At 61.2% G+C, this 21123-nt stretch carries 17 protein-coding genes; 2 read left to right on the top strand and 15 right to left on the bottom strand.

Annotated features, from left to right (window positions below):
* Window positions 1–11 precede the first annotated feature (11 nt).
* On the top strand, window positions 12–845 hold the full coding sequence (locus tag KHP07_RS06865) for a metal-dependent hydrolase (protein ID WP_078048776.1): 834 nt from the start codon (window positions 12–14) through the stop codon (window positions 843–845).
* Here the strand turns inward: KHP07_RS06865 and KHP07_RS06860 are convergent.
* On the bottom strand, window positions 839–2917 hold the full coding sequence (locus tag KHP07_RS06860) for a PTS sugar transporter subunit IIC/EAL domain-containing protein (RefSeq protein ID WP_099491629.1): 2079 nt from the start codon (window positions 2915–2917) through the stop codon (window positions 839–841). The genes KHP07_RS06865 and KHP07_RS06860 overlap by 7 nt on opposite strands.
* Window positions 2918–3169: 252 nt before the next feature.
* Between KHP07_RS06860 and KHP07_RS06855 the strand changes: the two genes are divergently transcribed.
* A complete protein-coding gene (locus KHP07_RS06855) occupies window positions 3170–3499 on the top strand; it encodes a DUF6388 family protein (RefSeq protein ID WP_078048778.1) in 330 nt (109 codons plus the stop codon).
* 4 nt (window positions 3500–3503) lie between these two features.
* On the opposite strand, the gene KHP07_RS06850 is transcribed toward KHP07_RS06855, so the two are convergent.
* Genes KHP07_RS06850 through tssC form a run of 14 tightly spaced genes read right to left on the bottom strand, consistent with a single transcriptional unit; the run spans window position 3504 to window position 21100 of the window.
* A complete protein-coding gene (locus KHP07_RS06850; RefSeq protein ID WP_214496852.1) occupies window positions 3504–4349 on the bottom strand; it encodes a serine/threonine-protein kinase in 846 nt (281 codons plus the stop codon).
* A complete protein-coding gene (locus KHP07_RS06845; protein ID WP_214496851.1) occupies window positions 4346–5059 on the bottom strand; it encodes a PP2C family protein-serine/threonine phosphatase in 714 nt (237 codons plus the stop codon). Before KHP07_RS06845 ends, KHP07_RS06850 begins: the two co-directional genes overlap by 4 nt.
* A complete protein-coding gene (gene tssM / locus KHP07_RS06840; protein WP_214496850.1) occupies window positions 5056–8418 on the bottom strand; it encodes a type VI secretion system membrane subunit TssM in 3363 nt (1120 codons plus the stop codon). Before tssM ends, KHP07_RS06845 begins: the two co-directional genes overlap by 4 nt.
* Before the next feature lie 15 nt (window positions 8419–8433).
* Window positions 8434–9297 (bottom strand): type IVB secretion system protein IcmH/DotU, encoded by an 864-nt coding sequence (icmH, locus tag KHP07_RS06835; RefSeq protein WP_214496849.1) that lies wholly within the window; start codon window positions 9295–9297, stop codon window positions 8434–8436.
* Window positions 9298–9302: 5 nt separating this feature from the next.
* On the bottom strand, window positions 9303–10631 hold the full coding sequence (gene tssK, locus KHP07_RS06830; protein ID WP_078048781.1) for a type VI secretion system baseplate subunit TssK: 1329 nt from the start codon (window positions 10629–10631) through the stop codon (window positions 9303–9305).
* A 1-nt stretch (window position 10632) separates the two neighbouring features.
* Window positions 10633–11118: a type VI secretion system lipoprotein TssJ gene (tssJ, locus tag KHP07_RS06825; protein WP_214496848.1), complete on the bottom strand. Its 486-nt coding sequence runs from the start codon at window positions 11116–11118 to the stop codon at window positions 10633–10635.
* Window positions 11119–11123: 5 nt separating this feature from the next.
* Window positions 11124–12296, bottom strand: coding sequence for a type VI secretion system-associated FHA domain protein TagH (gene tagH, locus KHP07_RS06820; RefSeq protein ID WP_214496847.1), 1173 nt, complete (start codon window positions 12294–12296; stop codon window positions 11124–11126).
* 16 nt (window positions 12297–12312) lie between these two features.
* Complete coding sequence (locus KHP07_RS29465; protein ID WP_078048784.1) at window positions 12313–12444, bottom strand: type VI secretion protein; 132 nt, start codon at window positions 12442–12444, stop codon at window positions 12313–12315.
* Window positions 12445–12486: 42 nt separating this feature from the next.
* The gene (locus KHP07_RS06815; RefSeq protein WP_214496846.1) at window positions 12487–14019 is read right to left on the bottom strand and encodes a sigma-54 interaction domain-containing protein; all 1533 of its coding nucleotides are present in this window, start codon (window positions 14017–14019) and stop codon (window positions 12487–12489) included.
* Window positions 14016–16448 carry an AAA family ATPase gene (locus KHP07_RS06810; RefSeq protein ID WP_214496845.1) on the bottom strand — a complete coding sequence of 811 codons (2433 nt, stop codon included), beginning with the start codon at window positions 16446–16448 and terminating at the stop codon, window positions 14016–14018. Before KHP07_RS06810 ends, KHP07_RS06815 begins: the two co-directional genes overlap by 4 nt.
* 12 nt (window positions 16449–16460) lie before the next feature.
* Complete coding sequence (tssG, locus tag KHP07_RS06805; RefSeq protein WP_214496844.1) at window positions 16461–17468, bottom strand: type VI secretion system baseplate subunit TssG; 1008 nt, start codon at window positions 17466–17468, stop codon at window positions 16461–16463.
* Window positions 17432–19219: a type VI secretion system baseplate subunit TssF gene (tssF, locus tag KHP07_RS06800; protein WP_214496843.1), complete on the bottom strand. Its 1788-nt coding sequence runs from the start codon at window positions 19217–19219 to the stop codon at window positions 17432–17434. The genes tssG and tssF overlap by 37 nt, the downstream gene beginning before the upstream one ends.
* A complete protein-coding gene (gene tssE / locus KHP07_RS06795) occupies window positions 19209–19610 on the bottom strand; it encodes a type VI secretion system baseplate subunit TssE (RefSeq protein WP_214496842.1) in 402 nt (133 codons plus the stop codon). Before tssE ends, tssF begins: the two co-directional genes overlap by 11 nt.
* A 14-nt stretch (window positions 19611–19624) precedes the next feature.
* Complete coding sequence (gene tssC, locus KHP07_RS06790) at window positions 19625–21100, bottom strand: type VI secretion system contractile sheath large subunit (protein WP_214496841.1); 1476 nt, start codon at window positions 21098–21100, stop codon at window positions 19625–19627.
* Window positions 21101–21123: the final 23 nt, after the last annotated feature.

Here is a 21123-nt window from a genome sequence, read left to right as displayed (position 1 = left end):
GAGCACACACTATGTTGCCGATCCGCCGTGACATCCGTTTCGCCCTGCCCGCCGAGCGCATCAAGGACTGGCATGAACAGGGTCCGTTCATTACGCATTTTTTCAATGCGCTGTCGTTGCTGTTCCCCCAGGGCGAGCTGTTTTTCATGGACAGCGTGCGCCACTACCGCCAGCACATCGACGACCCTGAACTGAAAAAAGAGATCCAGGGCTTTATCGGCCAAGAGGCTATGCACAGCCGCGAGCACGTCGCCTACAACGACCTATTGCAATGTGCAGGGCTGCCGGCGCACACACTGGACCGACGCCTTAAATTCATCCTCGACCTGCAGAAGAAACACCTGCCGCCGTCCTTCAACCTGGCGGTGACCATCGCCCTTGAGCACTACACCGCGATGCTTGCGGAAATACTCTTGAGCGACCCGTCGCGCTTTGGCGACTCACTCAAGGGCTACCAGCAGATGTGGTACTGGCACGCCCTGGAGGAAACCGAACACAAGGCCGTCGCCTTCGATGTGTGGAACCGCGTGATCAAGCCGGGGCCCAAGCGCTACCTGCTGCGCACCGGGACCATGCTGACCACCACGGTGTTCTTCTGGCTGGTGGTGTTCGACTTCCACCTGCGCCTGCTGATAGCCGACCGCAAAGCCGGTGGGCACTTGAAGGGCTTCTGGCGCATGTTGAAGTTTCTATATGGGCCGAGGGGTGTTTTCCCACGGATGCTGGTGCCATGGCTGCACTACTTCAAGCCCGGCTTTCACCCTTGGGACCACGATAACCGTGCGCGCCTGGCCGGCATCGACGGGCTGCTCAAGGACATCGAGCAGACTCAACGCGGCTATTGAACCTGTGCCAAGGCGGCGCGCTCACGCACGAAGCCTTCCAACTGGTCACCCGGCAGCGCCTTGCTGAAATACCAGCCTTGGATAATCAACTCGGCGCCGTTGTTCAGGAAGGCCAATTGCTCGGCAGTCTCGACGCCCTCCACCACCACGCCCAGGTTCAGCGCCTCACAGAAGCGCAGCATGCCGGTCATGACCTGGGCGCCCTTGGGGTCGTGCTGGGCCACCACGAAGCTGCGGTCGATCTTGATGAAGTCGACCGGGAATTGGTGCAGGTAACTCAAGGCCGAAAACCCGGTGCCGAAGTCGTCGATGTAGACCTTGGCACCGATGGCCTGCAGCTTTTGGATGGTCTGGCGCGTGACCTGGATATCGCTCACCAACGCGTCTTCGGTGATTTCCACCGACACCTGCCCATGGGCCTGGGCGAGGATGTTCACCAGGCGCTCACCGTAAGCCGCGTCGGTGAGGGTCGCGCTGGAGATATTGATGGTCATCGGCAAGGCAAAACCGAGCTTCTGCCACTTCTGGTACTGGCGAACCGCCTGGGACGCCACCCACACATCCACGTCAGGCATCAACCGCGCCTGGGCCAGCCACTGCAGGAACTCCCACGGCGAATGCACCGTGCCCTGAGCATCGCGGGCGCGCATCAGCGCTTCACAACCGGTGCACAGGCCGGTGCGGGTCGAGACCTGCGGCTGGAATTCAAGGTAGAACTCGTAGTCGCTGATCTGCTGGATACGGCTCATCTCAGTGGCCTGGCGCGCCAGAATCTTGTGGGAGGCGAGTATCGGGTCCAGCTCTCGCAGGCGGCCCTTTTCCTCAAGCCCACGGAAGGTCATGTCCAGGGACTTGAGGTACACCGTACCGCCTTCGGTGGCCTGGCGATGGATTGCGCGCACATACGGCGCATACACCAGGGTGCCCAGGCCCAGCAGCGCCACTTGCAAAACCACCGCAGCCAAATCGCCGTGGGTACTGAGGTAGGCATTGAGCAACACCGGCGCCGTGAAGGGCACGCTGACCACCGCCGGCGACACCCACCCCATCTGCACCACTGTCAACGCCACCACGGCGTTCAACGCGGGCACGATCAGAAACGGAATGAACAAACGCGGGTTGAGGATGATCGGCAAACCGAACAACAGCACCTCACTGACGTTGAACAGCGACAGCGGCAGGCTCGCCACCGCTAACAGGCGCATGGATTGGCTCTTGGAGAACAGCAGGATTGCCAGCAACAGGCACAAGGCACCGCCCGAGCCGCCGATAAACGCAAAGCTGCCCAACAGGCCACTGTTCAACACATATTTGATCGGCTCACCCGCCGCCAGTGCCAGGTTATTGAGCACCACCGCCTGGTCCAGCACGTCGAATAGCGGTTGCATGGCGTACACGCCGTGGATGCCGAAAAACCACAGCAGCGAATTCATCAGGGTCACGAACAGGCCGCTGCCGTAGGGCGACTGCAGCGCGTTCAGCACTTGGGGGCCTTGCAACTGCGCTACATACGGAATCTGCAGCAACAAGGACAACACCACCACCAATGCCAGGGCGGTTATGGCCCCCGGCAGCACCATATTGATGGCGCCCCGCAGGTTGTGCCCCACCAGGTCTTCATTGACCAACCGGGTCCAGCGAAACCGGTGCAGCCAGGCAATCACCGGCACATTCAGCAACGGCGATGCAATCGCGATAAACAGTACGAAGGTGGCCGAAGCCCTGGGGTATTCGCGCAGGATAAAGGTCGCTACCACCACATGGGCCAGGCACAGGAACGCCACCGGCAGTTGCGGCAGACGATGCTGGATCGCCAGCATATAACCGATGGAAGCGGCGACCAGCAGCGGGATCACCGAGCTGATCTGGTTGTGCAGGCCCGCCAGGAACGCCACCACTTGCGGGTCGAAGCCAAGGACGCGGGCGCATTCGGACAGGATCAGAAAGCCCGCCGATACCAGCAGGCATGGCAGGATCCACAACAACCCTTCGCGAATCGCCCGCAGCGACTCGGTGCTGGCCAACGCAGCCAGACGTTGCGTGAAGAACAGCTTGAACAGCGTTTGTGCCATGACCCATCCCCCTGCCCATCGCCCACTGTCCCTGAAAGGCAGGGCCGGAAACACGGGCTAACGCTACACGTCCTGGCACGATGAGCGAAAGCCTTTTGCCATTCATCCGGGTGAATTTTCCGCAGTGGACGACAGGCAATTCCCTGATCTTGCCAAAAAATTGAATGTCCACACCCAGACTTATCCCTGGATCTGCTTCAATGAGGCCTGTGTGAATGTCCGCCTGACCCTCTCTATGTTTGGAGTAAGCCCTTGTCACAACCCGGTGATAACCACCAGCTCGCGCTGGACAGATTCCTCGACGAACACCCCGATGTCGCCACCGAACTCGATAGCCTGAACCCGCTGGCCGCCCAGGCCAAGGGCGAAACCCTGGCCCAATACCGCGCCGAGCGTCTGCATGAAGCCTTCGAAGCAGAGGCCGAGCGCCAGGGCCTTTTTGCCTGGGAATTGACCCTCAAGCTCACCAGCGAATCCGCCGAAGCCTTCGAGGCCCAACGCCTTGAGGTGCACAAGGAGGTGGCGCAGATGGCAGGGCTGAGCTGGACCGAGTACTGCCAGCTGCATGACCTGGCCGGTTGACGCATTACCCCAGGAACCAGCGACGTCGCCGGTTCGCCAACGCCTCGCGCAGTTCGGCGACGCTGACCGTTCGCTGCTCGGGGTCCATCGCCAGCGCTGAGCACAACGACGGCCAGCAATGCCTGGGCAATTGCCTGGGCCGAGGCAGCCGTTGATGGCCCTGGCGATCACCGGGGCGTCGCCCCTCGGCCAGTTCATAAAGCACACACGCCGCCCCATACAGGTCGGCACTGGCCGACGGTGCCCCTCCCGCCATCAACTCCGGCGCGGCATAGGCCGGTGTCCAGGCGTTCAGGCGACTGCGGCTCAAGCCGGGTAGCCCGGCCCTCGCCTGCACCTCGGCATGCCCCAGGCCAAAGTCGAACAGGCGCATCCCCTGCTCTCCCACCATGATGTTCGCCGGTTTCACATCGCCATGCAGGACACCCTGTCGATGGGTGTAGTCCAAGGCGTCGAGCAGTTGCAAGGCCATGGGCTGCAACGCGTGCCAGGGCAGCCCCTGGGGGCACTCCGGCAGCATGCGGTCCAGTGTCAGGCCTGGCATGACTTCCATGGTGAAAAATGCCAATTGGTGGGCGGTGTCGACCTCGAAAGAAAACACACGGACGACGTGCTCATGATGCAGGCTGCGGGTCATAGCGAACTCGCTGTACAGCAACACATGGGCGTCGTCGCACATGGAAAGAGGTTCACCCAACAGCTTCAACGCCACTCGGCAGTCCGGCTCGCCGAACGCCTCATGCAGCAGGTCCCGGGCACGATAGACCACGCCCATGCCGCCACTGCCAAGGACTCGTTCAAGCTGATAGCGCCCCGCAAGCAGGCTTGGCAAGGCCGGCGCCTCGCTCATGACTGGACCACCACGGCAGTCAGGTCATCCGGCGCCGGCCCACGCAGCACATCGCTGAACAATCGGTCCACCACCTGACGTGGCGTGCCTGCGCTCATGGCGCTCCCCAGCGCGCTGTGGCTGAGCCCCTGGTACAGGCCATCACTGCACAACAAAAACACATCCCCGGCGTGGACGCCCAGTTCCAGCACCTCGAGGCTCAGTGGCTGTCGAGCACCGATCGCGCGGGTCAAGGCTTTTGCGCCGGGATGAGCCTGGGCCAGCTCGGGACTCAAGTGCTGTTTGTCCATCAGATGCTGCTGCAAGGAGTGGTCACGCGACAGCTGATACAAACGCTGCCCGCGCCATAGGTAGCAGCGACTGTCCCCGGCCCAGATACACGCCGCGCGGTCGTGTTCGAGCACCAGCACAACGACCGTGCTGCCTATAATGCCCGACAGCCCATCGGCGGGTTGCAGTTGGCTGTCGAGGCCGCGCAGGCTGCCTCGGATCGCCTTGACCCGCTGGTCCAACCCGCCTTCGCCCGACAGCGCAGCAAGGCTGCTGACCACCCGTTGACTGGCGACATGCCCGGCCGTGTGGCCGCCCATGCCATCGGCGACCGCCCAGCAACCGCGTTGCGGGCAGTCGAGGAAGGCATCCTCGTTGTGCGTGCGACGCTTGCCTTGCGCCGTTTGCCCGGCGCTTCGCCAGGAGAGCGCCCGGCTCACAGTTGCTCCGGCAGGCGGAAGGTCCGCCATGTCGCCATCTGGAACGGGCTGGGGTTGCGTTGACTGGTGAGCAGGTAATTGGCACGCAAGCCGGCAAGGTCAGCCTTGAGGATCTGCGCGTCCCTGCCGCTGGCGGCCTCGTTTTGCATCAGCTCGAAAAGCCGGAACAGCGACCAGGCGCCCCGGTCTTTTTCTATGCCCAATGGCCGCTCTGCACCGCGTTCCAGTATCAGGCTGCTGCGACCGTTATCGGTGTCGATCGGCCAACGGAAGGCCATTGGCACAATCGGGCCATGCCGGTATTCCAACTGCTGATCACCTACCCGCAGCGTCGCCCGGCTGACCGCCTGGTCCAGGCTGTAGGGCGCCAGCGTAAACCGAACGGCCCAATCCCCCTGGTCCTCGGTGAAAAAACCTTGGCGGATGGTCTGGGCCTTGGCCAGTTGATCCAGCAGCGAACGCGACACCGGCAGACTGTGCCCCTCCAGACTGCGCAAACGATAGCGGCTACCCTCGGCACTGACGAAGGGCCGCAGGAAGCCATCATAGAAGCGCTCCATCGTCCCTCGCGGTTTGAAGAAGGCCTGGAAATCATCCAGGGCGACGTCGCCGCCAGCATGGGCATTGAACGGGTAGCGTTGCCGAATCGCCTTCGCGTAAAAGCCATGGACCTCACTTTGATAACGCTGATTGATATACACATAGGCGTCATCCAGCAGGTGGCGCCAACTCTGCTCGGCAACCCCTTCGAACCAGCCCTTGAGCGGCGCAGGCAAGCGCATGGCCGTATCCCGCAGGTTGCCCAAGAGCGGTTGCTGCCCCTCCATGCGTTGCCTGGCCAGCTTGTACGCTGCCTGCTCCGGCGAACTCTCCCGGCTCAGTGTCGACAATTGCAGCTGCAGCTCGTCCAGCAGGCGCAATGCCTGCATCCACTCGCCAGCGGGGTTCTGCTCGTCATCGAGCAATTGGTGCAATGGCTCGAAGCGGCGCTGCAATGCACGTCGGGCGGTATCCGCCGGCACCACGCTGTTCAGCACGGCTGTGGCTGCCGTGCCCAACGCACCCGCGTGCTGGCTAACCGCCTCAAACCGCTGCGATGCCGGCACCAGACGGGTGTTTTCGCGCACCTGCTGCAACACCTGCAGCACCCCCGACTGGCTGGATGCAAGGCTTGCCAACTGCTGCGCACTTTGTCTCAGGCTGTCACTTTCTACCAGTCGGAGTCGACCAAGCGCTTCACTCCAGGCATCGGCGTATTCACTGAAATAGCGCTGCTCCAGCTCCAGCATCAACTTACGCAACGCCATTACGCTGAGATCAGTTGCCTCACCAAGCACCCAATTATCCTGGGCAATGGCATTGACCAACTGAGGGCCCTGCCGCTCGAAATACTCAACGTACTTTTTGGTATAGAACCCCGGAACGGCTGACTCGCCCCTGGAGAACGCCGGACCTGCAGCCAAGTGGTGAGGCTCCAGATTCCGCGCGTGATCACGCAGTGCACGGTAGACCACCTCGGCCAGTGATTCGCCGCGTAACGCCTGGCGAGCCTGGGCTACCGACTCATCGTTCAACGCCACTTCAAAGGGTTGTTCAAGGAGCCGCATGAGGTGTTCGCTCAGTCGCTTATGTGCCGATGTATCCCCTGCATTCCCCGCAGGCCATTGCCCGGCCACATATTCCGCCAGCCAAGCCGTATCACGTCGATCGCGCAGGTTAAGCATCAGGTAGGCGCGCAGGCTATCCAACAAGCGCTCGCGGTCACCCAGGCTCGCTTGCACCTGCGTTTCGAGCAGGGAGGTGACAAAGGGCAGCAGTTGCTGACGCAGGGACTCTTCATAGGCGCCGTCCAACAGCGCACGACTGACGTCGCCTTGATATAAACCGGCCCGATCGACCCATCGTGCCGCTGCCTGCGGTGGAAATACGCGTGTCGCGGCCAGCCGACTGTCCAGCAACGCCAACAATGCCGGGCTATCGTCCAGGCTGAGCGGGGTTGAAGGCGTGGAGCTGGTCAATGCCAGCAGCTGTACCAACCGCTGATGGTTGAACGAATAGCTGTGCATCCATAACGCTGCCGCTGCGCCGATAAGGATTGATGCAGCCAGCGCCAATGCCCCGTGGCGTCGACGTATACGCTGCCGCTCCGGGGAATGCAGCCCGGCCAGATCAGCCTCGGCAAAAATCACGCGATTGAACAGGCCCTGGACAAAGTGAGCACGTCCATCGCTTGACTTCGCGCTGGTCAGGTAGAACCCTCGCAGGCCATTGATACGCTGATAACGATGGGCGGAAAACGCAGTCTCGATAAACAGGCCCAAGCCATCGCCGAGGCGTGCAACCTGCCGGGGGAACTCCAGCATCTGGCCCCGTTGCTCAAGGTTTCGCTCCTGATGCAAACGCGGGATCAGCTCGGCGCCCAGGCGCTGCAACAACGCGTCGAATGCTTCACGCACTTCGGCGACGTCAATGCCGGTCGTACCGGCTGCCAAGCAACCACCCAACACATCGTCGGCGCTGTCGCCCTGTTGCGCATCGAAGAACTCGGCAAATCCAGGCAAGCGATCAGCCTGGGTCAATGCCAGGTAAACCGGCACATCCACATGCAATACCTGCTGAATATCCTGCAAGCGGGTGTGCACGTTACGCGCCTGCAGTTGCAGGTCGTGTTCATGGCTGCGCAATAACGTATCAACTGACAGCGTCACCACCACGCCATTGAGCGGCCGTGATCGGCGCCACGATTTGAGCAGGCCCAGCAAGGCCGACCAACCTGACCCGTCTACCGAAGGGTCCGGCTGGTCCAAGTAGCGGCCAGCCAATTCGACCAGTACCGCCTCATCCGCGAAATACCAGTCACAGTAGGCGCTCGTGCCTGGACGCGCCGCTTCGGTCCGGTCAAGGGGTGACTGCAACCCATTGGCGGACAGCAACGCCGTCTTGCCGCTCCCCTGCTCGCCGATCAACAGATACCAGGGCAGCTCGTTGCGTGAGCGTTCGCTGCGTTCACCATAGCAGCGTGAAGTTTTCAGGGTGTGCAGGGCCTCTTTAAAGCGCCCGCGTATGTGCCCGATTTCGTTGCTGATCAATGCCTGTCGTCGATGACGGTCCTGGTGTTCAGGCTGATCGAGGCGAACAGCGCGACGTGCGCCTACCACAACCATCGCCAATCCCCAGAACAACAGCATCGCGCTGATGGTCAGCAAACGGGCAGTGGAACTTTGCCAGAAACGGTAGTCATCCACCGCCAGCAAAGGCCCGAAAAACCACACCAGCAGCGCACAGGAAAACACCAGTAACAGGCTCCAGGCCCAACTCTTGCGCAGCACCGTGCCCGCGCCCTTGAAGAATGCGTTCATTCATTGCTCCCTGCGTTACAAGGGCGTCTGGGACGCGCCTGACACCGACGATTGAAAAGGTTGCAGCGCCGTCATGCGCTCCTGCCCCAAAACCCAGGCAAAGCCTGAATACATCACGAGTAAGCAGGCCAGCACACCGAGGGCAACCCAGGTGAAAGAAATAAAGCGGACGCGCGACCGAGTTACCTTCATCGACGCGGGCGAAAGCGAAACAGGCAGTCGCTCACCGCGCACATGCCGGATCTGGCGATACACCGCATCCTGCATACTCTCAAGCTGCACCCTGCCCCGCTCCATGACCCGGTATTTGCCCTCGAACCCCAGCGACAGGCACACGTACATAAGCTCCAGCATGGCCACATGCTTGACAGGATCGCGGGACAAGCGCTCCAGCAACTGGAAGAACTTTTCACCGCCGAAGGTTTCGTTGTGAAAGCGGCTCAACAAGCTCGTCTTCGACCAGTCGCTGCGACTGCCCCAGGACGTGGTGACCACCGCCTCATCAATCACAGTGCAGAGCACATAGCGCGCCGACATCACCTGACTATTTTCAGCGCCCTGGTGCAGGGCTCGTGCCTCAAACGCATTGACCTCGGATGAAAGCTGGTCATTGAGCGACAACAGGCTTTCCCGAGCAGGGCCGGTTTTCAGTTGCACGAGCTGCAACAAGAGTTCCCAGGCCGCTGCCAGGAGGATATTGGAGCCCACGCTGAAGCGCTGCGCGCCCTGCAAGTGGGCGCTATAGATCATGCGGTCTTCCAGTTGCTCGAAACGTGGCGGCGATGGGAAGTCCGTGACGGCCCCATGCGCCGGGCCTAGCCCCTCTCGGTCGAGCAGCACGGTTTTTTCGTCCTGCGGGTATTCACTGTCCATCGTCATGGCATTCAGTTCCTGATAGCCCAGAAGTTGAGTTGCAGCTCGGCAAACTCGCCGCTGGCGTGAAAGGCGAAACCACCCGACTGCTCCAGTTGCGCGATGTCGCGGGGACTGAGTTCGAGCATGAAATAGGTCTTGCCCGCGTGGAACGGAATCTGCCTCGGCGCTACCGGCAGCGGCTTGACCTTGATGCCGGCGAGGTGCAGGTTCACCAGCTCGCGGATGCGCTCAACGGGGCCGATCTTGAGGTGTGATGGCAGGCGATGGCGCAGCTCCTCTGTATCGCACTGGGCAGTGGCCGCCAGAATGAACGTGGCCGAGCCGAGTAGCTTGAGATCGTTCACCGGGCAGACCAATACCCCGTACTGGCGCGGTTGCAACGTCAGTTCAATGGCATGTTGTTCCAGCACCCATGAAAGCAAGGTGCGAAGCCCCTCCATCAGCCCACGGAAGCTCGCGCCTTGATCACCGTGCTGGTAGTGCACCGAGCATTGCGCGCGCTTGTTGTCGCTGGCGAACGTTGACAGCTCGCCAAGAATCGACAGCAACTCCCGAAACACCTGCTCCGGACGGACCTGCGCCTGGCTCAGGTAGTGACGCAAAATCAACTCCGCACGATTGATCAATTGCAGCATCAGAAAATCACCGACCTGTGCCCCGGCAGAGGCACCACTGCCCTGGATGCGGGCGGCAATCGCCTCGCCACGGTTGGCCAGCAGGCTGATCACTTCCTTGACGCATGACGACACATAGCCGGCGCCTTGCAGATAGAGAAACGTCGGCACGAAATCCGCCTCCAGCCGCACCCCACCTTCCTGGGTCGAAGCCAACACCTGGGCGACCTGCAGTTTCACGTAGGACGGATCACTGGGCTGCTCCCCCAACACCAGGCGCAAATCCGGGCGTGCACAGTGGACCTGGCACAGGGAATCGACACCGGCATTGGTGTCCCCTATCTCGGTTTCATAAGCGACGTAACGCGCCAGGACATCGCTTTGCTCCTGCCTGCGCACGTGCACCTGATTGTCAGTCGCCAGCGGCAACGCCAGGTAGACCGCTTGCCTGCCTGCGTTGGCAGGAACCTGTAGCACCAGGGGCTCCATCGCACCGCTGAGTTCGAACAGGCTGCCATCGGGTAATACACCGCTGGCCTGGGTGACAACCACCTTGCCCAGGTTGAGGTATTGCACGTCCACTTCCAGGGTCAGGAAACCCCAGGCATCGCTGTTCAGCAGGCGCGTGCGGTTGAGTTGCCGATGGTAGTAGCGATCGCTGTGCTGCAAATGCTGGGGCCTGAGCAGCATGCCTTCTTGCCAGATAACGTTGTGGGTTTGCATCTCAGTCCTCCGTCCTGTCGGTATGACGGGGTGCTATCCGCATACCCTGTTGGTCCAGCATGATTTCGGCCCGGCTCCGTTGCCCAGGGACCACGGGCACCACCAGCCGCCATTGCACGTGGGGCAAGTCGCGATAAGCTGCGAGCACGCCGACATACCGGCTGTGTGGCCCGACACTGAGCTTGAGCGCCGTCTGCTGACCCGGACGCAGCTCCAGTTCCTCGCTGGCGACCCAATCCTTGGGCAGTGTCTGCTCGGCCCGGCCGTAGAGGCTGAAGAAGTCGGCGTGTTCAAAGGCCACGGGATGGCGCAACTCAAGCAGGTGCACCACCACTGGCGATGGACGACCATGAAGGTCGGGGTTGACGTCGTCGCTGGACGTCAACGTCAGGTCCAGTTTGGTCAGGGTCGACAAAGGCGAAAGCGTGCTGCACCCAGCCAACAGGCCAAGCACCAGCAGCATTGAGCTGGCAGTGACTCGATACATGAGCATCATCCTGGGTACCCGGAATGCAGCGTGGAGACCAGGCGCACCTGCTCCTCATAGGCCTTGGAAAACTCAGTGCGTAATAATTGCTCGCCCAGGGACGTGTCTTCAGCCAGCCGTCGATAGTGGCGTTGATAGGCTCGCCAATGCACGCCATCGGTGTGGAACCGCGAGGGCTTGCCTTCGCGCTCGAAACACAGCAACAGATGCCCTGGCGCAAAAGCCGCCAACGCGCTCCTTACGGTGGCTCGACAGGCGACGATCAGGGCCAGTTGATGAACCTGCAGGTCTCGACACACCTGGGCAACGGCCTGCTCGGCCGACAGTTGGCCCGGCTCGCCAGTCCCCAACAGCGACGACACGACAGCCTGGGTGTCGGCACAGTCGTTCAACGGGTTGCGGGTATGACGCACCGGGACCACCAACGCGCCCTGGATCTCACTGTTCAGCTCATCACGGGTGCGAAGGCTTTGCTGTAACCCTTCGAGGGTTTGCCTGAACAGTCCCGCGACCTTGATCGCCAGGGCTTCGCGCCCCGATGTATCGAGGGTGTCGACCTGGATGCCCAATGCCTGCGCAAACTGCGACCAGAATGCGTCCGGGCTGGCAGGTGCAGCCATTGCCGGGAGAGGCGCAGTCACTTGTTCGTCCGGCTCAGCCCACCTTGGCAACACCAAGTGGTCGCGGTCCACGGGCCCCTGGCACAGCGAGGGTGGCATCGCCTGTGCGGAGGCGTCCAAGGTGTCCGGCAACGCTGACGCATCGCCACGAAACGGCTCGCGATCCAACTCATGAACAGGGTCAAGTCCCAGAAATGCATCGTCTGGAATCACGTCATCCATGGCCAAGGACTGCCGGGCAGGCTCCAGCAGGCGGGCACGAATTTCCAGGGTTCCCAATTGGTACACATCCCCCGCACTGATCAACCGTGCCTGCCCCTTGCACAGCCGCTCCATGCTGCCTGACACGCCGATGCCGTTGCTGCTGATATCCGTCAGGAAGTACTGGCCCTCTCGAAAGCTGACCAGGCCGTGGTGACTGGAAATCAGGCGATTGGCGTCAGGGATAATCCAGTCGCACCCCGCCCCACGACCGATTACGCCGCCGACGCCGTCAAACGTCTTGCGAGCCGGCGGCAAGTCGCTGGTGGTCCTACAGACTTCGAATACTAATTGCATGGCTGTGCTCCCCTGCTCACTGGCCACGACGCATCGCCTCGGGGTCACCCAACGGACGGTAGTCGGCATCATCAAAGACATAATTGGCGTTGCAGCCACTCAACAAACACAACACAAGCACAACGGCTTGCCACCGATGAAAAGGCATCAGGTTTCTCCCATGAAATTAAGCCGCCCATACGTTTCCCACTCAGCACTCCTCACGGGCATCTCCAACCGGGATCTTCAAACGCGCCAGACGGTAGAGCAGCGTGCGCCGTGCGACGCCCAGTTCACGAGCCGTACGGGTACGATTGCCACGGTTCTTGTGCAGGCAATCGATCAGGAATACCCGCTCGACCCGCTCCAGGCGTTGGCGCAACGTCGCATCGACGGGTGCATTGGCAGGGGGCGCAGACAAGTGCAAATGCGCCGGCAGGATCACACCGTCGTCACAGAGCAGCACCGCGCGCTCAACCAGGCATTTGAGTTCACGGACATTGCCGGGGAACGCATGGCTCGAGAGCTGATCAAGGGCAGCGTTGGACCACATCACCGGCTCACGCCCAAGCGCAGTAGAAGCCTGTTGCGCGAATTCACGGGCCAACAGCAACACATCGCCTTCGCGTTCACGCAAGGGCGGCAGCTCGATGGGAAATTGCGCCAGCCGGTAGTAAAGGTCTTCGCGAAAACTGCCATGGGCGACCATCGCGGCGAGGTCTCGGTGAGTCGCGGCGATGATGCGCACATCGACCTTATGCGCCGTAGTCGCGCCCAATGGGCGAACTTCGCCTTCTTGCAGGACCCGCAATAACTTGGCCTGCAGTGACAGCGGCATATCACCGATTTCGTCCAGCAGCAGCGTGCCGCCGTGAGCCGTGTCGAACAGCCCGGTGTGGTTGCGCTCCGCCCCTGTGAATGCGCCCTTGCGATAACCGAACAGCTCACTCTCCAGCAGCCCTTCGGGAAACGCCGCGCAGTTTTGCACCACGAATGCCTTGCGGCTGCGCGGGCCGGCAGCGTGGATCGCGCGCGCCACCACCTCCTTGCCGGTGCCGGTTTCGCCGCGCAACAACACGGTATAGGGCGCATGCAGAACCTTGCCGATCAGCCGATACGTTTCGTCCATGGCGGTGCTGCTGCCGATCAAACCCAGCGCCGCACGGGGTGGTGGCGTACTGTCACACGTTTGAGTCAAACGGCCTTCGGAACACGTGCGACGCTGCAACGCCAATTGAATCAGGGCAAAGCTGCCCAGTTGGCTCAAGGCGTCGCTGCACTCCTGCAAATGTTGCGGACGCTGGCTGGCACACAGCAACACGCCGATGATGGCCTTGTCTCGATTGAACAACGGGACGCATAACAACGCTCGCCAAGGTGACGCCAGCGCAGGCAGGAAGCCGCATTCGTATACGCCACCGCTGAGATCTTCCAGGCTGAAGGCGGCGCGGTGGCTGAGTACATGGTTCAACACTTGTTCATGCTGAAAATCCTGAGTGCAGGCGGGATCGACGGCGGGCTGCGCACCGGGCAAATGCTGGGCAATCAGTGCAAGCTGGCCGGTGGACTCATTGCGCCCGTACAACTGGCTGAGTTCACACTGGCTCAGTTGCGCCGCCGCCGCGACACACAGGCCGGGCAACGTGGTTTCTTCGCCGTCGATGCCCAGGCGAATGAACCAGGCAAGCAGTTGGTCGGCGTTGGCCTGGGGCTGGGCGATCGGGGTAAATGCGGTATCCCTCATTGGCTGAACTCACAAAAGGGATAGCCCTCACTGTCCACGCGAGCATGCACCCGTGACAGCGTTTCGCCCCGGGCCATGGCTTCCAGCAATCGGTCCACCACCTGCGGCAACAGATGGCGCTCAATCCATTGGTCAATGTAACGGGCACCGCTGTCAGCGTGGGTGCACCGCTCGGCCATGTGTGCGACCAGTTCCGGCGTATAGCTGAAGGCAAGCTTGCGCAGGTGCAAACGTTGTTCCAGGCTTTCGAGCTTGAGCCTTGCCAGGTCATGCAGGATTTCGTCCGAGATCGGGTAATACGGCACCACGTGCATCCGAGCCAGCAACGCAGGCTTGAAGTGGTCGCGCAGCAGCGGGCGAATCGCCTCTTGCAGTACCTGCACATCTGGCCGCTGGCCGTCTGCGCATAATTGGCCGATGCACTCACTGCCCAGGTTGGATGTCATCAGGATCAGGGTGTTGCGAAAGTCGATCTCCCGGCCCTCCCCGTCATTGGCCAGGCCTTTGTCGAAAATCTGATAGAACAGGTTCAACACTTCCGGATCGGCCTTCTCGACCTCATCGAGCAGCACCACCGAATACGGGCGTTGGCGTACGGCCTCCGTCAGCCTGCCGCCCTCGCCGAAACCGACATAACCGGGTGGCGCGCCAATCAACCGCGACAGCGAATGTTTTTCCTGGAATTCGGACATGTTGAGCGTGGTGACAAAACGCTCACCGCCGTACAGCAAGTCGCCAAGCGCCAGCGCAGTCTCGGTCTTGCCCACCCCACTCGGGCCTGCCAGCAGGAAGACACCCACCGGTGCGTCGGCCTTATTGAGCCCCGCAGCGACGGCCCGCTGGTTGCGGTCCAAGGCCTGTATCGCTTGCTCCTGGCCACGAATGCGCGAACGCAACACATCGGCAAAGCCCAGCACCCGTGCACTGTGCTCGAATGCCAGTTGCTCAACCGGGATACCGGTCCAGGCACTGATAACCTGGGCCACCAGGCGCGGGCACACCTGCGGCGCCAATGCCTGCTGTTCTCGCCAGCCTTGCTCCAGGTGTTGAAGCTCATCGTCCGCAGCGTTCATGCGCAGGCTTAACGTGTGCAAGACCTGTTCATCCACACTGAGCCCGGCATCCCGGTCGCGAGTCAATGCCTGCTGTTGCCGCGCGCCTTCGGCCAGCTCCGCGTTCAGCTGCTGCAATGCTTCGGGCGGCGTCTCCCGACGGGTACGCAAACGAGCGCAGGCGGTGTCGAGCACATCCACCGCTTTGTCGGGTAACTGCCGCCCGGCCAGGTAGCGGGCACTCATCTGCGCCGCCGCGACGACAGCATCGTCGCGCACGTAAACACCGTGGCTGCGCTCATACACCGGAACCAACCCGCGCAGGATTGAAATCGCCTGGTCGACACTCGGTTCCCCAACCCGCACAGGTTGAAAACGCCGCGCCAACGCCGGATCTTTCTCGACGTATTTCTTGTATTCCGTCCAGGTGGTCGCTGCGATGGTGCGCAGTTCACCACGGGCCAGGGCCGGCTTGAGCAGATTGGCCGCATCGGACGCACCGGCCTGGGCGCCCGCCCCCACCAGCGTGTGCGCCTCGTCAATGAACAGGATCACAGGTTTTGCCGAGGCGTTGACCTCGTCGATCACACCTTTGAGGCGCCGCTCGAACTCGCCCTTGATACTCGCCCCGGCCTGGAGCAGCCCCATGTCCAGGGTCAACACCCGCACGTCCTTGAGCGCGCCCGGCACCTGTGCGGCGGCGACACGCAGCGCGAGGCCTTCGACAACGGCCGTCTTGCCCACACCGGCTTCACCGACAAGGATCGGATTGTTCTTGCGCCGACGCATGAGTATGTCAATCAACTGACCGATCTCGGCGTCACGGCACAACACCGGGTCGATGTGACCTTCGCGAGCCTGGCGTGTCAGGTCATGGGTGAAGCGCCCCAGCAAGGCCTCACTGCTCGGCGCAGGCGCCGTTTGGGCCGCCTGGCTCAATGCAAACCCAAGTACACGCGTGGCATCCAAACGGTTTAACACCCGCTGATAAGCGCTGCCTGCGTGTTGCAGCGGGTGACGCAACAGCGCCAGCAGCAACGCTGCGTGATCGACGTCAGTCTGCCGCAGCTCCAGATGGGCAACCATCAAGGCCTGTTGCAACCATTGCACGAGCGCCGGGGCAAACACAGGATTGCGCGACGCGCTCGACTCGCCTTTAGGTTGCAGCGCTGCGTGCAAGTCGCCGGCTTCGATGCCTGCATCCCCCAAGGCACGCATCAACAGGCCGTCGTGATGTTCCAGCAGGGTCAGCAACAGGTCCTCTACAAGCACTTCCCTGCCGCCGCGCGTGACGCACCGTTCGGCTGCGCGCTCCAGGTCTCGACGGGTCGGGAGGGTCAATGTCTGGATAAGTTGTTGCAGGTCCACATTCATCATAATGATTCATCCCTAGTGAGCGGTGCTCGGCACAATGACCACACCGTCGGCGCATTCATGCGCCAGCCAACTGGTCCAGCCGAGCCGGCATACGTTGTTTTCACCCAAGTGCAGCGGCCTGATTTCAGCCTTGGCCAGTACGAGCCGCAGGTCATATTCCAAGGGGTCACGCACCGTCAGCCGCACCAATGAGCACAGCAGCGGGTAGTCAGCACCGGTAGGCAGAAACCCATGGAACTGCTGCCAGCCCAGGCCTTGCAGATGCACCCTGAACTTGCCGCTTCGATCCGCGACCCGGCTCCCCAGCACGTGGTCGTGGCCAAGCATGCTGTTCGCAGCACCGAGGCGATTTCGCTGTGACGCAGCGATGACAACCCTGCGCTGGACCCACTGCTCGATGAACAAGCGGTTGTGTTTGAAGTAGTAACGCAGCACCGTCTCGATCAAGGCGGCCGAATGCGCGCGCAGGCTGAGCAGCCCCAGGTAGGGCAGCAGCCGTGTGCAGTTCAATGGCGCAGCACTGCGAATCTGCTGCCCTCTCAACCCGACCAATGCAAACATCTGCTCGGAAAAAGCATCCCTGGCGTCTGCCTGGAAACACGTCCGATAGCGATACTTGCGCCAGATCGGCAGCATCAGCCGTTGCAGACGGTGGTGAAACATGTCAAGGAAGTCGCGGGTCGCCCTGCCTGCCGCTCCGTCGGCACAGGCCTGCTCGGCATAAAACGCCGGCAAGGGCGACCCCGCGCCACATAGGCCCAACACGTTCAGGCGCAAACGCGCACGCAATTGATCGTGCTCAATGAAAAACTCCACTCGATCAATATCGTGTCCCGGAAAACCAAGGCCCGGGTTGGCTTGAAACTCCAACAGGTCGTACAGCGCGTCGTCATCCAGCAGCGGATGGGTATCACGCAGGCGCTGGATAACCTGCAGAACCGCCTGGAACAGCGTGTATTCGCGAATGCTTAGGCACAGTTGCGTCAAAGCAGGGGTTGCAGCCCCATCCGTGGTGGCCATAGGTACACGTCTCCTTGTGTGCTGGTGACTCTGAGTTCGTGAAAGGCGTTGAGGCTGGCGTAAAGCGCAAAGAATTCGTTGAGCACCGACGCAAACAAAAACACTTCGCCCTGCCCCAGAAAGCCCTGTGGATCGATGACCAAGTCGATGCGCACGCCGCGAAACGGCACGCCACGGTGCAGCCGATCAACCGCTGCGTGACTGACCGATCGCATCGCGCCCAACCGCCTTGCGCTGACCTTTTGGGCTTGCCGATCGTGGTAGCGCGGCACGTCGTAGGTTCCGAGGACCACCCGCAAGGCATTGATGTCACTCAATGACAGGTAGTTGAGCGACATGTTGCTGATCAGTCGCCATAGAAAGTCCTGGTCCAGGGGTGCGGAGAAGCTGGCAGTCGGTGCGCAGATATTGCGGAACGACAAACCCTCGGGCATCTGTTCGCCAGGCTGGTTGATGTCGCCTACCTGCAGCAGGCTCGGCAGGTTGTGATTGGTGCACGTCATTTCGATCGACAGTGTTTGCTGGTCCAGCACCAGCCCGCTGCCGAACCCGAGCCAGGTATCGAGTCCGGCATGCTGTGCCGAAGGCCGTTGGCGAATGCTGTAGCTTGGAGCCCCTCCAGACGGGTGGGTATCGCCGTGATGCTCGAAGGACTCGAACGGGACGTAGGCCTGGTACCCAAGCCCTCCAGGCTGCCAACCGGTGACGCGGTCTACAGAAAAGACACACGCATTCTCCCGTGAGTATTCGCCAGGAATCAGCAGGTACTCATCCTGCTTGCCATCCAGGCGAATCGGCACTGCGTCATGTTTGAACAGGTTGACGATGGGTGTGCAGTACAGCTTCACGTTTTCCAGGGTAGGCTTCTGGGACTCACGCCACGGGCAGCGCAATTCAAAACGCAACACCACCCCCCTCACCTGCTTGAGCAACTCGCCAGGCAACCGATGCAGTACATCCAACCCCCCCACGTCGACAAACAGGTATTTGTCGGGAAAGGCGAAGTACTCCTGCAGGTGTCGATACCCGCGAAAGGTATTCTGCGGATACGGGATCAAGGCTTGCTCCTCACTGAACCCCACAGGCTGCACCTGATCGGCACCCAGCCGGAATGACAGCACCTGCCCGTCCGCCCCAATCAATGGCAGGCCATCGTCACCAAAAGGCAGCACCTCGATGCCTTCAAGTTGACGCAACAGGCTCAGATACAGCGCCTGGCTGATATAGCGATCTCCCGCCAGATGCAGGCGCAGCTGATCAAAGGTCCACTCGCTGAAATTACCTTCGGCGCTCATGCCCAGGCGCAGGCTCAATACCGCCTGCTCGCCCTGGGCAATGTGCTCCAGCGCATTCAGTTGCAGCGGCAGGACCTGCGTGTCGTAGCAGGTACGAAAGCGACAGCGTTCTTGATTGACCGAGGTGCTTTCAACCGTTGTGTCCCGCGCGACCCACACACCTGGGCCTGAGTGTTTGAGTGGATCAAATTGCAGGATGCTGAACGCAGGGACCGGGCGCATGTAGTTGGGCCAGAGCAAATGCATCAACGAATGCGTCAGCTCTGGAAGCTCGTCATCCAGCTTCTGGCGCAAGCGACCGGTGAGAAACGCAAAGCCCTCCAGCAAACGCTCGACATCCGGGTCCTGGCCAGACTCGGCAAGAAAGGGCGCCAGCGCCGGGTTGCGTTCGCTGAACCGTCGCCCGAGCTGCCGCAAGGCACTGAGCTCGCTTTGGTAATAACGGTTAAACGACATCCGGCAATACCTCGACCCGGCCGCCGTCACTCAGGCGCGCGGTGAACACCACGGGCTGCCGGGCCCCCTTGACCACCAGCGTCGCCTCAATAGCGAACGCCAGGGCCAAAGGGTCATGATCCCGGGGCAATGACCTGACCCGCACGTCCTTCAAACGCGGTTCGTAAGCCCGGATAAATCGCTCGATCAACAGGCGCGACTGACTCAACGATTCATGCAGGCTCTGGTTCATGTCATTGAGGTCGGGCAAGCCGTAGTCCGGCAATGTCTGCGCACTGCCCGCACGGATGCTAAGCATTTTCCCCAGATGGATGGCGACAGAGGTCACGCCAGAGTCGGGGTTGGCTGCCGGGCGTTCGAGTCGCTCGAAAAGGCTTCGGTGGTAGGTCATTACCTGGGCTCTGCTCATTCTTTATCGAGCTTGCCAACCAGGGACAGCGTGAAGTCAGCCCCCATGTATTTGAAATGCGGTCGCACGCTCAGGTTGACGCGGTACCAGCCGGGCTCGCCTTCGACGTCACTGACCACAATGCGGGCTGCGCGCAGGGGCCGTCGCCCACGGACTTCGGCACTGGGGTTTTCCTGGTCGGCAACGTACTGGCGAATCCATTTATTGAGCTCCAACTCCAGATCGGTGCGCTCCTTCCACGAACCCAGTTGTTCACGCTGAAGCACCTTGAGGTAGTGGGCCAGGCGATTGACCACCATCATGTAGGGCAACTGCGTACCCAGGCGGTAATTCAGCTCGGCGTCCTTACCTTCGGGACTGATACCGAAATATTTCGGTTTTTGTACCGAGCTGGCCGAGAAGAACGCCGCATTGTCACTGCCCTTGCGCATCGTCAAGGCGATGAAGCCCTCTTGCGCCAGCTCGTACTCACGGCGGTCAGAAACCAGTACTTCGGTCGGGATCTTGGTTTCGATCTCCCCCATGCTCTGGAAGTGATGCAACGGCAAGTCTTCCACCGCCCCACCGCTTTGCGGGCCGATGATATTCGGGCACCAGCGGAACCGCGCGAAACTGTCGGTCAAGCGCGTGGCAAACGCATAGGCCGTATTGCCCCACAGGTAGTGCTCGTGGCTGTTGACCACGTTTTCCTGGTAGGCGAAGGTCTTCACCGGACATTCAAGGGGATCATAGGGCGTACGAAGCAAGAAACGCGGCACCGTCAGCCCGATGTAGCGTGCGTCTTCGCTCTGGCGAAAACTTTGCCACTTGGCAAATTGCGGGCCTTCGAAATGGTCCTTCAGATCCTTGAGGTCCGGCAGGCCGGTGAAGCTTTCCAACCCGAAGAACGCCGGCCCCGCAGCGGCAATAAACGGCGCATGTGCCATGCAGGCCACGCTGGACGCGTACTGCATCAGCTTCACGTCAGGCGCACTGGGGGACAGGAAGTAATTGGCGATGATCGCGCCGACGGGCTGGCCACCAAACTGGCCGTATTCAGCGCTGTAGATGTGTTTGTACAACCCGGACTGGGTCACTTCCGGTGAGTCTTCGAAGTCGTCCAGCAAGTCTTGGCGCGAGACGTTCAGCAGCTCAATCTTGATGTTTTCGCGGAAGTTGGTGCGGTCAACCAACAACTGCAGCCCCTTCCAGGACGCTTCCAGGGCCTGGAAGTCCGGGTGGTGCAGGATCTCGTCCATCTGCAGGCTCAGTTTCGCATCGATCTCGGCGATCATCCGGTCGACCAGGCGCTTTTTGACCGGCTCGCCCTGATTCTGCGGTTTGATCAATTCTTCGATAAATGCCGAGACGCCTCGCTTGGCAATGCCATACGCCTCGTCGTCCACGTTCAGCAGGGTCTGGGCAACGATAGTGTCGAGAATGCTGTGGTGTTCAGCGGTTTGTGCCGGCAGCGAGTGTTGTTGTGTGGTCATGCGGTCAGTGTCCTTTTACTGAA

It is taken from the genome of Pseudomonas sp. VS40 (genome assembly GCF_018587885.1).
Classification (GTDB): domain Bacteria; phylum Pseudomonadota; class Gammaproteobacteria; order Pseudomonadales; family Pseudomonadaceae; genus Aquipseudomonas; species Aquipseudomonas pergaminensis.
This window is presented reverse-complemented; position numbering and strand designations above follow the sequence as displayed.